We start from the raw sequence: 12,322 nt of genomic DNA, 5'->3' as shown, positions 1-12,322 counted from the left end.
GTCAAGTTTAATCGTTCGGTGAAGGCGTGTGCTCGCGGCCAAGGTGTTCCAACGCCAGGTTGGTCATGCGATGGGAGTACCCGGTGAGTTTCGTGTGACCGGGGCACCAGCCTTCCAGGAACCGAACAAAGTCGGCCCAGGCGATCGGGTACAGTTTACGCCATGAATTTTCTAACGCAGTGAATTCGATTCGTTCGGTGCCGTGAGTTGACATTGCGTCCCGCAGGGAATCGAAGTAGGTCGCGAGGTAGCGAGATTCATTTCGCTCGCATTCGGATTGGCTGACGCAGCTGCTCAGGAAATAAGCGACGTCCTTCATGCCGCAGCCGCGACCGACGTATTGGAAGTCGACCATCGCAGGGGATTGGTCATGACCAGCGGCGAAGCACAGGTTGGCCACTTTCGCATCGCCGTGCACCAGCGTTTGAAACTCGCAATCGTTGAGGCACGCGTCGATCGCCGCGGCGGCCTGTTTCAATGCCCCTTCCGGCATCGTTTCGAATTCGTCAGGCCGCGTCGCCAGGTGCCAGTAGGTTCCGATCGGCCACAGGTCGTTCCACTGGTTCGCTTGGTCCCGGCGGTGCAGGAATCGAGCGTGGAAGTGTGCGAGCCATCGCAGCCCTTGGTTCACGCCAATGGCGTTGAGGCTGTGGTGGCGGATCGGATAGCCAGCTTGGTCCAGGTCTTCGAGAACGATGATCTGGCCCGCGGGCAACTCGGCTTGGGCCAGGCACTTTGCGACTCGGCAGGACTCGTCGCAGTGGCTGGCGTGGTGAGCGTAGAACGCCGACTCGACTTCGTACGATCGGAGTTTGCGACGGTGAGACTGCGATGTGTTCCAGCCACGCGGGTGAGCGCCACCCGGCTCGGTGGAGCTGGGCGGCGAGATTTGTTTGACGATGACACTGGTTGCCCGGGATGTGCTCGTCGAGGAGTCTGAATCGGGCCAGGTTGGTTGCTTCAGTTTGACTCGCAGGATTTGTCCATAGCCGCTCCAGAGCGTTTGAACATGCTGAACTTCGTCGATGGACGAGGCTCCTGAGATGTCTTGCAGCCAAGCGGCCGATTCGGGGGGCAAAGTCAAAATTGATCCAAGACAGTGGTCGCCGTGGTGCGACCTCGGTGAGTGCGGCTGATGTTCACGAAATCAATTTTGCCATCTTTGCCGATCACGATGGTGGTCGGGTAGGCCGTTTCTCGAGGAGCGTTCCAACGAAGTCCGTAGGCCTGGGTGAAGGAGTGGTCTGGGTCCAAGAGCATTGTGAAGGGGGCGGGCAACTTGGAGTCTTGAAGGAAGTCTTCCGCCCTGGCCTTGAGTTCCGCGGCGGGGCCGGGGTAGATCAGCAGGACTTCGATGTTTCGTTGGCGGAAGTGGCGGGCATGTTTGACCAGGTCAGCGACTTGCCCGGCACAGGCGGGACACTGACTGCCCGGAAAACCTCGCAGAACAACGACCACCACGGGGGCTTCGCCCGTGACATCGCTCAGGCTGACCTCGCCCGAACGTTTGCCAGCCACCGCCTCGAGTCGAAATTCCTTGGCCATTCGTCCGACTTCTGGCTCGGCTCTCTGCCTGTTCGGGGTGGCGTCGGTGGCGTTTGCCAATTCGCAACAGAAAACGCCGGTGGCAAGCGCAGCAACGAGCGTCATGGCTGGCAAGGTGGACTTGGGGAGCATCGTGTCGTCTCAATTGGGGGCAAAGAAATCAACGCACTTTGGCAAACACCGCTGCGTGTTCATTTTGAGCGTCGGTTCGGTGGAGCGCAAGGCTTGAGGGCCAATCGTCAATTGCTGGAGGGGGCGTTAGATTGGTGGCATGAATTCCGCTCGTTCCAATGATCCGTCCCATTCCGTATCCGATCCTGGGCTGTGCCGGATGGCTCACGGGTGTTTTGAGTCTCTCTGGGATTCCGCCTTGGAACTGAATTGCGAGGCGTCGGTGATCGCAGGGGCCCGCGTGTTGGACGCTGGGGTCGATTGCCGTGGCTCGTTGGCGGCTGGCCTGGGGCTGGCTCGGCTCTGCTTGGGTGATCTGGCGACGGTTTCCTATTCGCCCACGTCGCCCCAGGACCTGGTTGGGCTGGCTGTTTCGATTCAAACGGATCATCCGGTTCGGGCCTGCTTGGGCGGTCAGTACGCAGGGTGGCCCGTTTCAGTCGGCGACTACTTCGCGATGGCGAGTGGTCCGATGCGTTCGCTTCGCGGGAAAGAGGCGATGTTGGAGCAGCTTCAGTTGTCGCGGCCGGCAACCGGGGACGACTTTGCCGTGGGTGTTCTTGAATCAGGGACGCTGCCGGGGGAGGACGTGATTCAGGCGATGGCGGATGAATGTGGCGTGGATTCCAGTCGTCTCTGTTTGGCGGTTGCTCCGAGCACGAGCATCGCTGGCAGTGCTCAAGTGGTGTCGCGAAGCGTCGAGACGGCGTTGCACAAATTGCACGCCTTGGAATTCGACGTCGCCCGTGTGATGTCGGCTCATGGCGATGCGCCCCTGCCGCCACCAGCAAAGCTCGGTGACACGGTGGGTGGCATTGGGCGAACCAACGATGCAATGTTGTACGGGGCCCGGGTGACGCTTTGGATCGATGCGGAGGATGACCTGATCGAGAGCGTGGCCGCGAAAATTCCTAGCGAATCCTCCGAGGATCATGGGCAGCCGTTCGCGAAAACCTTTCAGCGATACGACTACGATTTTTATCGCGTCGATCCGATGCTGTTCAGCCCCGCGGTGGTCACCATTCACTCGTTGCAAACGGGAAAATCGTGGCGTCATGGACAGCTGAACAATCGCGTTTTGCGAGAATCATTCGGGCTATGAGTCGAGCGAATGTGCTGGTTCTTGGCGGGCGTGATGCGACGTCCGGGGCATCCCGGTCTCAGCCTCTTGGCCGTGCTGCCACACTGGGTTGGCACCTGCAGGAGTTGCAGGCAGCAGCCTCGCGTCGCTCGATTCGATTGCACTTTGCGGACTACGAAACATTGAGGAGCCGTCTGCACTGCGCGGACGACACGGCGCCCACTCCAACGGGCTCAACGGCATGGTGTCAGCTGCACGACGGGACGGATTCCCGCGAGCGATCGCTGGCGGATTTCGAGGCGATCCTGACCCGCACCATGCCAGCGGGTTCAATGGAACAGATCACGTTCCGGCTAGCGGTTCTGCATGATTTCGTGCGTGGGCGAAGCGGCGTCTGCCGGACTGCCGTGGTCAATCCGCCCAGTGCGTTGGAGTTTGCAATTGATAAGTATGCGACCTTGGCTCGTGTGCAATCTCTTGGTGTTCCCACCCCGCCCACGCAGGTCGTGCAATCGCGATCGGCGGCGATGGAGGCTTTTGAAAACCTGGGTGGCGACGTGGTGATCAAGCCGATCTTTGGGGGCGAAGGTCGCGGGGTGATGCGTCTTCGCGATGCCGAGTTGGCTTGGACGACGTTCTCAGCACTCGCTCAAGTGAATGCGGTCCTGTATGTCCAGCAGTTCGTGCCGCCAGGTGGGGTGGATTTGCGAGTCTTGGTCATTGGCGATCACTCGCATGCAATCCGGCGTCGCAATGCATCCGATTTCCGGACCAACGTTCGTGGTGGCGGGCAGAGCGAACTTGTGCCGATGGAAGCGACTTGGGATCGATTGGCTCGTCAGGTCAGTGACGACTTTGGATTGAAGTTCGCTGCGATTGACTGGTTGGAAACAGAAACCGGGGAGCTTCAATTGATCGAAGTCAACGGTATCCCAGGTTGGAAGGGGGCTCAGCGGGTCGTGCAGGAATCGATCGCGGATCAAATTCTCGAAGTCTTGGTGAATGAAAATGAGTGACGGTCCATGCAGTCGAGAATCCTCACAGGTCCTGGCTGGCACAGCGGGGTCAACCGGCAATGTCGCTTCTCGCTTGAGTGCCGTCGCAAAAGTTCTGCCGGGCGGCATTGCGATTGCCGAGCCGTCGGGGCCTGCCAAGCGGGACGGTTCTGACCGCGACTACGCGTTGACGACGTTTAAAACGCTGGACGATCGCAGCACCCAGATTGCTCGTGGGTTGTTGGCTTCCGGGATCCAGCCAGGCATGCGTTTGGTGAGCTTGGTTCCGTTTGGTGCTCAGTTCATCGAGCTTGTGTTTGCGATGATGAAAGCCGGTGTGGTGGTGGTGCTGATTGATCCAGGGATGGATCGCAAGCACTTGGTCGGTTGCTTGCAGGAGGTGAACCCCGATGGCTTTTTGGGGATTCCAAAGGCGCAGGCGATTCGGGCGATCCTGCGACGCAGGTTTCCGAATGCGAAGCGCAACATCACCGTGGGGCGACGTTGGTTTTGGGGGGGCAAAACGCTGAAGCAAATTCTGGAATTGGGTGAGCGGAATTCGGCGTTGACGCTTCCGGAGGTTCAGACGCTCGATGATGCCGCGGTGATCTTCACCACCGGCAGCACAGGGCCGCCCAAGGGTGTCGCCTACACGCATCAAACCTTTCATGCCCAGATCGATCGAATTCGAAACCGCTACGAGATTCGGCAAGGCTCACGCGACCTGGCGTGTTTCCCTCTGTTCGGTTTGTTTGATGCGGTGATGGGAGTGACGACGATCATTCCCGACATGGATCCCACTCGGCCCGCGGACGTGGACCCGAAAAAGTTGATCCAGGCGGCACGGCAGTGGGAGGTGGACCAGGCGTTTGGTTCCCCTGCACTTTGGAAGACGGTGACTCGCTGGTGCGAAGCCAATGCGGTGGGGAAGCCCTTCCCAACGCTGAAACGCGTGTTGTCCGCGGGAGCGCCTGTTCCTGCCGCGACCCTGGAATCTCTCCGGCGGTTTGTTCACGAGGATGCCCGAATTGAAACGCCTTATGGTGCGACGGAAGCGTTGCCGATTGCGTCCATCGAGTCGCGCGCCGTGATTTCAGAAACCGGGCCAGCAGCGTCCAAGGGCAAGGGCGTCTGTGTCGGTTCACGTTTTGACGGCGTGCGTTGGAAAGTGATCGAGATCAACGACGGACCTATCGCCACGATCGAAGATGTCAACGAACTTCCGCGTGGCAAAATTGGAGAGTTGATCGTCAGCGGGCCAATGGTGACCAGGCGGTACGTCACTCGGGTGGATCAGAACGCCCTGCATAAAGTCCATGAGGGATCAGGCGGCTCCGAGGATCCATTTTGGCATCGGATGGGTGATGTGGGTTACTTGGACGATCAAGATCGGTTTTGGTTCTGTGGTCGCAAGGCTCATCGGATTGTCTCTTCCAAGCGAACGTTCTTCACCATTCCGTGTGAATCAGTTTTCAATGTGGATGAACAGGTCGAGAAGTGTGCGTTGGTAGGTGTCGGGAAGCCGGGGGAGCAGGAGCCGGTGCTCGTCGTTCAGCCAGTCGATCTTTCCATCAGTGGAGATTCCCGTCGAACACAAGAGCTCGAGGCGAGGCTGCGTGATCGTGCGGCTCGCAACCCACTCACGCATCGGATCGAGCGTTTTGTGATCCGTGATCAACCGTTGCCCGTCGACATTCGGCACAACAGCAAGATCTTCCGCGAAAAGCTGGCGGCAGAACTGAACGATCCCAACCAGTGAATCGTGATGGGAAGTGGTGGTGGCTCGCTATTCTTCCGTTGGGCGAATGGCACGCAGCAGGCCGGCGGCTTTGGTCCAGGTCTCCTCCAGTTCGCTTTGCGGTTCGCTGCGAGCGGTGATCCCGCCTCCGACAGCAAAGTGCCACTGCCCATCTCGCTGTGTCACGGTTCGAATCAGAATGTTGAAGTCTGCGTTGCCAGAAACGCTCACGTAACCGATGGATCCGCAGTAGGCTCCTCGCGGTTGTCCTTCGAGCCGGGCAATCGTCTTCATCGCCTCAATCTTCGGTGCTCCCGTGATGCTTCCTCCGGGAAAGCATGCGGCGAGCAGTTCGCTGATGGTGACATCATCTCGCAGTTGGCCTTCCACTGTTGATACCAGGTGCTGAACACTTTGGTAACGTTCGATTTCGCAGAGTCCCGTCACACGAACGCTGTCGTCTCGGCAGGCGATGGAAAGATCGTTTCGCATCAGGTCGACGATCATGATGTTCTCGGCACGGTCCTTGGCGCTTCCGCCGAGCACTTGAGCCAAGCGTTCGTCTTCGATCTCATCGCCGGTTCGCGGCACAGTCCCTTTGATGGGGCGGGTGACAACGTGGCGGTCTCGTATTTGGAGAAAGCCCTCGGGAGAGGAACTCAGGATCTGCTCGCTGCCGATGTCAAAGAACGCTGCGTACGGAGCTGGGTTGGATTGACGCAATCGGCTGTACAGTTCCTCTGCACTGCAGGTTGCTTCATGGGTGAGCGTCTGAGCGAGATTGACTTGGAATGAATCGCCGGCGCGGATTCGATCGATGATCTCCGTGACCGAAGCGATGTAGCGAGGTGAGTCAAAGTTGCTGCGTATGCCGGGCACCTCGGTCAGGAAGCCGGATGAAACGGATGGTTGTGATTTCTCGGCATGGCTGGCCGTGGGGGCGCATCGGGGGGAAGCGAGTCGTTCAAGGATTGCTTCGCCGCGGTGCTGGGCCCTTTGGGGATCGGTGACCAGATCCTCGTTGAGGCCGTTGCTGATCAGCGTGGCTGAGCCGGTTGAGTGGTCGACTGCGATGGTCCAGTCGTAGACTCCAATCGCCAAGCCAAGGGGAGGCGGTTCACCGAGGAATGACGGTGGCATTTGAACGCTTGGTTCGATCCACCAAGCCGCTTCGTAGGCAACCAGCCCGGCGATGCCGCCACAAAACGGTGGCAGGTCCGTGGGCCGTTCTTGCTTTGATAGTCGAAGGCACCAATCGTGATAGGTCGGCCAGGGGTCAGGGTCGGTGAGTGATGCCTGAAGCCACGCGACCGGATCGGCAGTTAAAAAGGAGTGGCGTCCTCGGTCGTGACTGTGGTCGGAGGCCGAATCGAACCAGAGTCGATGATTCATTCCGGCCAGCTTCTCAAACCAGTCTTTCAAGTCTGCGACCTGCCCGAGATGGCGAGTCCAGAGGGTGGAGTTGGGGTTGGTTTGGACGTTCGGCGAACCCAAGGGCGCGTCTGCAGGCGGATGCTTGTCGGCTGGTTGAGGCATCGCGATCGATTGGGATCGGAGATTCGCCCGTTCAGGATCGGGCGGGTGATGGCAAAAAAAATGCCTCGGCGAGTGAGGGACTCGCCGAGGCACATTCAAATTCATTCGCGAAACGAACTACGAAGCGTCCGATTTTGCTTGGTCATCGCTGCTGGCAGCAGGCACCGCTTCCTCGTCGGAGTCGCTGTCTGCCCAGCCTCGTTTTTCGCCTTCGAAGTTCAGACGTGTGATCTTGCCACTGTCGTCTTTGTGAACGTCGATGATGATCGTGTCCTTGCCTTCGAACGCACCACGCAGCAATTCTTCGCCGAGTGGATCTTCGATGCGTTGCTCGATTGCACGACGAAGTGGACGGGCACCGTAATCGAGGTTGCTGCCCTTCTTGATCAAGAACTCCTTCGCTTCGTCGCTCAAGTCGATGGCCAAGCCACGGTCGAGCAACCGTTCGCGAACCTTCGACAGTTCGAAGTCGATCACGCCCTTGAGGTCGGTCGTGGTCAGGTGACGGAAGATGATCGTGTCGTCCAAGCGGTTCAAGAACTCAGGTCGGAAGACACGTTCAATTTGGTCCATCACACGAGACTTCATCGAGTCGTAGCTCGCATCGCCATCCGGTTTTTGGAAACCGAATGCCGATTCGTTCTTGATCGCTTCCGCACCCGCGTTGGTGGTCATGATCAAGATCGTGTTTCGGAAGTCGACGTTGCGACCGAAGGAGTCGGTCAAGCGACCTTCTTCCATGACTTGCAACAGCATGTTGAAGACATCGGGGTGCGCCTTTTCGATTTCGTCGAACAGAACAACCGCGTAAGGACGGCGGCGAATCTTTTCGGTCAGTTGGCCACCTTCTTCGTAACCCACGAATCCGGGAGGGGCACCGATCAGACGGCTGACGTTGTGTTTCTCCATGTACTCGGACATGTCGATGTGCACCAAAGCGTCTGCGTCACCGAACATGTATTCAGCGAGAGCTTTGGCGAGCAACGTTTTACCGACACCGGTTGGACCGGCGAAGATGAACGAACCGGTTGGACGCTTGGGATCTTTCAAACCCGAACGACTTCGGCGAACCGCTTTGGCGACCGCTGTGACCGCTTGGCTTTGGCTGACGACGCGTTTGTGCAGTTCCTCTTCCATCTTCAGCAGACGCAACGAGTCTTCCGTTGACAGGCGTGTCAATGGAATGCCGGTCATCTTGCTGACGACTTCTGCGATGATCTCTTCGTCGACGACGCCATCGGTTTGCTGACTTTTCTCACGCCATTCTTGAGTGATCTGATCTTTCTTCTTGCGAAGTTTTTCAGCTTGATCACGTAGGTTGGCGGCTTTTTCGAAGTCTTGGTTGGCAACCGCGTCTTCTTTGTCCTTGTTCAGCGTTTCGACTTGCTCGTCGATCTCTTTCAAGTCTGGTGGACGAGTCATGGTGCGAAGACGCACGCGAGCACCGGCTTCATCGATCACGTCGATGGCTTTGTCGGGCAAGCAGCGGGCGGTGATGTAGCGTTCGCTCATTTCGACGGCTGCCACGATGGCATCGTCGGTGAACTGCACCCGGTGGTGTTCTTCGTAGCGTTCTCGCAATCCCTTGAGGATTTCGATCGTCTCGGTCTTGCCGGTCGGTTCGACCATGATCTCTTGGAAACGACGGGCCAGCGCGTTGTCTTTTTCGATGTACTTGCGGTACTCGTCGAGGGTAGTCGCACCGATGCACTGGATTTCGCCCCGTGCCAAGGCTGGCTTCAGGACGTTGGCCGCGTCGATGGCGCCTTCTGCACCGCCGGCACCGACCAGGGTGTGAAGTTCATCGATGAAGAGGATCGTGTTTTTGACACGACGCACTTCGGTCATGACCGCTTTGATGCGTTCTTCGAACTGACCGCGGTACTTGGTGCCTGCCACCATCATGGCGAGGTCGAGAACGACGATGCGTTTCTCGGCCAAGATTTCAGGCACTTCGCCGCCGATGACGCGTTGAGCAAAGCCTTCGATGATGGCGGTTTTACCGACACCGGCTTCGCCCAGCAGGACGGGGTTGTTCTTGGTCCGGCGGCAGAGGATTTGGATGGCGCGTTCGATCTCTCGTTCGCGGCCAATGACTGGATCCAGTTCGCCTTTTTTAGCCAGTTCGGTCAGGTCGCGGCCGAAGCTGTCCAGGGCGGGAGTCTTGCTCTTGCCGCTCTTGCTGCTTCCACTTCCGCCACTGCTGCCTTCGCTGTCGCCACCACGGCCACCGCGTTCGCCGACTTCAGCGCCTTCGAGCCCGTGTCCGAGCAGGTTGAGCACTTCTTCGCGAACATCTTCCAGCTTCAGGCCCAAGTTCATCAGAACTTGCGCGGCGACGCCTTCTTGTTCACGCAGCAAACCCAGCAGGATGTGCTCGGTGCCCACGTAGCTGTGGTTGAGATTGCGTGCTTCTTCCATCGAGTATTCGATGACTTTTTTCGCACGTGGTGTTTGTGGCAATTTGCCGACGGTCACCATTTCGGGACCGCTTTGCACCAATTTTTCGACTTCGAGGCGGATCTTTCGCAGATCGACCTCGAGATTTTTCAACACATTGGCAGCGACACCGCTGCCCTCTTTCACCAACCCCAACAAAATGTGTTCGGTGCCGATGTATTCGTGATTGAATCGTTGAGCCTCTTGGTTAGCCAATTGCATGACTTTCCTGGCTCGGTCAGTAAACCGTTCGTACATATTCTCCGTCCCTTAGACCAGACCGACTGTCAAACTGGCGAATCTTTCGACCCGATTTGTTTCCCTACGCAAACTGTACGCCACAAGTCACCCACAAGACGACGGAAGCTATCTTCCAACGCCTCAAAAACCAATCAATTGCAGGGAAAATCGCTTCGCAAATGCTTTCTGCGAAAACGAACTTCGACGCACAACCGGCCGGTTCCCCATACCGTGCTAACGTCATCCTACCGTTTTGTCGCAACAACGGGGATAGGACTTCGTTGGCCATCTTGTACGTTGGGGCCGCTCAAATGGTTTCCATTTCGACCTTTCCGGCGTCAGTGCTCGAAGTGTGCTGTTGCCGATGACGGATCGTACGATTTGAATCGATCCTGCCGCCCAGATGAATCCTTGGAGAAAGCCCCTGTGTCGAGTTTGCTACCGATTGTGAATGAAGGTCTCCCCACCGGTGTGGTCCCAACGTTTGCATCGCGTCTGGAAGGTGGCCAGCTCTGGCGAAACCAGCTGAATCAGCTTCAAATCAATCTCGGCAAACTTTGCAATCAAACCTGCACGCACTGCCACGTGGACGCTGGTCCGACCAAGAAACGCGAAAACATGGACGACCGCACGGCGGATCGTTTGTTGGAATTGGTGGCGTCGTGCCCCGCGATCACCACCGTCGATTTGACCGGCGGCGCACCGGAGATGAATCCGAACTTCCGCCGGTTGGCGGAAGCGTTTCGGGCAGCCGGTTTGCGGGTCATCGATCGCTGCAATCTGACCATCCTGAGCGAGCCCGGCTTTGAATGGGTGGCCGATTTTTTGGCCGAGAACGAAATCGACGTGGTGGCATCGCTTCCGTGCTATCTGGAAGACAACGTCGATGGGCAACGCGGCGGCGGCGTCTTTGGACGCAGCATTGAGGGGCTGCTGAGGCTGAATGAACTCGGGTATCGGCGCGACAGCGACGCGCATCGATTGGATCTGGTCTACAACCCCACCGGGCCATCGCTGCCGCCGGATCAAGCCAAGTTGGAAGCCGATTACCGACGCGAATTGTCGGCTCGATACGGGATTGAGTTTGGCAATTTGCTGACGATCACCAACATTCCCATCCGCCGATACGCTCAATTCCTGCAAAAACGGGGTTGCCTGGACGATTACCTGCGGTTGCTGTCGGAAAACTTCAACGCGAAAGCCACGGAGGAGGTGATGTGCCGGTCATTGGTGTCGGTCAGTTGGGACGGTCAGATTTACGATTGTGATTTCAATCAGATGATCGATTTGTCTCAACAACCACGCACGGTTTGGTCCATCGAATCGCTCGATGAGCTGGTTGATCAGCCGATCGCATTGGCGGACCATTGTTACGGTTGCACGGCCGGGGCCGGCAGCGGGTGTGGTGGCGCTTTGCTTCCCTGAAATGATCGCCCTTCCAAATTCTTTTTTCTCACTCTCTTCTCTTGCTGAATCGCCATGACTTCATTGAATGTGGAAGCCGCCGTCCGTGAACGTTACGCCCAAGCGGCCCATGAGCGTGAGGCCGAGCTTTGTTGCCCGGTCGACTATGACGCGAAGTACTTGAAAGTCATCCCGCAAGAAGTCATTGATCGCGACTATGGTTGCGGTGATCCATCGAAATACGTCCGCCCTGGCGAGACCGTCTTGGATTTGGGCAGCGGCGGCGGGAAAATTTGCTTCATCGCCTCGCAAGTGGTGGGTGAGCAAGGCCGTGTGATCGGTGTCGACATGAATGACGACATGCTCAAGCTGGCTCGCGAATCGCAGCCGAAGGTCGCTGCTGCGATCGGCTACGACAACGTCACGTTCCGCAAAGGCAAGATCCAAGACTTGGCGATCGATCGCGATGAGGTCCAGGCTTACTTGCAGCAGCATCCGGTGACCGACGACGCGGGACTTCGTGCGCTGGAGGCTTACTTGGCTGAGCAACGGCGGGAATCACCCCTGATCGATGATGAAACGATCGACGTTGTGGTCAGCAACTGTGTCTTGAATCTGGTCGATGCCGATGAGAAGGAGCTGTTGTTTGACGAGATCTTCCGTGTCTTGCGACCAGGCGGTCGAGCGGTGATCAGCGACATCGTTTGTGACGAAGAGGTTCCCGAAGAGATGCAAGCGGACCCCGAATTGTGGAGCGGTTGCATCTCCGGCGCGTACAAGCAATCGGCGTTCTTGGAAGCGTTTGAAAACGCTGGTTTCGAAGACCTTCAAATCGCGGAGTTGCAGACCGAACCGTGGCGAGTGGTCGAGGGCATCGCGTTCCGATCGATGACTGTGATCGCGACGCGGACCGATGAGGAGGCGATTGAATCCGGTGCTGCATCAGCGAGCGGGTACCAACGGGTTTATCGTGGCCCATTCAAGTACGTGTGTGATGACGCCGGGCGAATGTACACGCGCGGCGAGGTCTGCACGGACGAACTCGCCGAAGCGGCTTCGCGTGAAACGATTGCCGATCATTTCGCGGTCTACTCCAGCGACAACGCCGAAAAACCTGCGGCGATTTCCTTGCCGACCGCCTCCGGTTGCTGCTCTGGCGACAGTTGTTGTTGA

Annotated in this window: 9 protein-coding genes; 5 read left to right on the top strand and 4 right to left on the bottom strand. The window is 57.9% G+C overall.

Features of this window, described 5'->3' with window-relative positions; genetic code table 11:
* Window positions 1–7: 7 nt before the first annotated feature.
* A complete protein-coding gene (locus UH5x_RS10585) occupies window positions 8–1,084 on the bottom strand; it encodes an oxidoreductase family protein (protein ID WP_482635639.1) in 1,077 nt (358 codons plus the stop codon).
* Complete coding sequence (locus UH5x_RS10580) at window positions 1,081–1,677, bottom strand: peroxiredoxin family protein (RefSeq protein WP_047816796.1); 597 nt, start codon at window positions 1,675–1,677, stop codon at window positions 1,081–1,083. The genes UH5x_RS10585 and UH5x_RS10580 overlap by 4 nt, the downstream gene beginning before the upstream one ends.
* A 139-nt stretch (window positions 1,678–1,816) precedes the next feature.
* Here UH5x_RS10580 and mch point away from each other — a divergent pair, with 139 nt between their 5' ends.
* From mch to UH5x_RS10565, 3 genes are read left to right on the top strand one after another with little or no spacing between them, the layout of a single operon-like run.
* Entirely contained in the window at window positions 1,817–2,818 is a 1,002-nt protein-coding gene (mch, locus tag UH5x_RS10575; RefSeq protein ID WP_047816797.1) for a methenyltetrahydromethanopterin cyclohydrolase, read from the top strand.
* Window positions 2,815–3,813, top strand: a complete 999-nt coding sequence (locus UH5x_RS10570) for an ATP-grasp domain-containing protein (RefSeq protein ID WP_482635638.1) — start codon at window positions 2,815–2,817, stop codon at window positions 3,811–3,813. The genes mch and UH5x_RS10570 overlap by 4 nt, the downstream gene beginning before the upstream one ends.
* Window positions 3,806–5,551, top strand: coding sequence for a fatty acid CoA ligase family protein (locus UH5x_RS10565; RefSeq protein ID WP_482635637.1), 1,746 nt, complete (start codon window positions 3,806–3,808; stop codon window positions 5,549–5,551). Before UH5x_RS10570 ends, UH5x_RS10565 begins: the two co-directional genes overlap by 8 nt.
* 27 nt (window positions 5,552–5,578) lie before the next feature.
* On the opposite strand, the gene UH5x_RS10560 is transcribed toward UH5x_RS10565, so the two are convergent.
* Both UH5x_RS10560 and UH5x_RS10555 read right to left on the bottom strand, forming a co-directional pair.
* Window positions 5,579–7,066 (bottom strand): anthranilate synthase component I family protein, encoded by a 1,488-nt coding sequence (locus UH5x_RS10560; RefSeq protein ID WP_482635636.1) that lies wholly within the window; start codon window positions 7,064–7,066, stop codon window positions 5,579–5,581.
* A gap of 117 nt (window positions 7,067–7,183) precedes the next feature.
* Window positions 7,184–9,763 carry an ATP-dependent Clp protease ATP-binding subunit gene (locus UH5x_RS10555; RefSeq protein ID WP_047816800.1) on the bottom strand — a complete coding sequence of 860 codons (2,580 nt, stop codon included), beginning with the start codon at window positions 9,761–9,763 and terminating at the stop codon, window positions 7,184–7,186.
* Between the two features lie 363 nt (window positions 9,764–10,126).
* Between UH5x_RS10555 and arsS the strand changes: the two genes are divergently transcribed.
* Together arsS and UH5x_RS10545 are read left to right on the top strand one after the other, a co-directional pair.
* Window positions 10,127–11,170 (top strand): arsenosugar biosynthesis radical SAM (seleno)protein ArsS, encoded by a 1,044-nt coding sequence (gene arsS / locus UH5x_RS10550; protein WP_482635635.1) that lies wholly within the window; start codon window positions 10,127–10,129, stop codon window positions 11,168–11,170.
* A gap of 63 nt (window positions 11,171–11,233) precedes the next feature.
* The gene (locus tag UH5x_RS10545) at window positions 11,234–12,322 is read left to right on the top strand and encodes a methyltransferase domain-containing protein (protein WP_047816807.1); all 1,089 of its coding nucleotides are present in this window, start codon (window positions 11,234–11,236) and stop codon (window positions 12,320–12,322) included.

It is taken from the genome of Rhodopirellula sp. UH5, assembly GCF_056839225.1.
This window is presented reverse-complemented; position numbering and strand designations above follow the sequence as displayed.

Coding starts and splice junctions, on each gene's coding strand:
- UH5x_RS10580 (WP_047816796.1), bottom strand. CDS start 1,677: ATGCTCCCCAAGTCCACCTTGCCAGCCATGACGCTCGTTGCTGCGCTT.
- mch (WP_047816797.1), top strand. CDS start 1,817: ATGAATTCCGCTCGTTCCAATGATCCGTCCCATTCCGTATCCGATCCT.
- UH5x_RS10570 (WP_482635638.1), top strand. CDS start 2,815: ATGAGTCGAGCGAATGTGCTGGTTCTTGGCGGGCGTGATGCGACGTCC.
- UH5x_RS10565 (WP_482635637.1), top strand. CDS start 3,806: ATGAGTGACGGTCCATGCAGTCGAGAATCCTCACAGGTCCTGGCTGGC.
- UH5x_RS10560 (WP_482635636.1), bottom strand. CDS start 7,066: ATGCCTCAACCAGCCGACAAGCATCCGCCTGCAGACGCGCCCTTGGGT.
- UH5x_RS10555 (WP_047816800.1), bottom strand. CDS start 9,763: ATGTACGAACGGTTTACTGACCGAGCCAGGAAAGTCATGCAATTGGCT.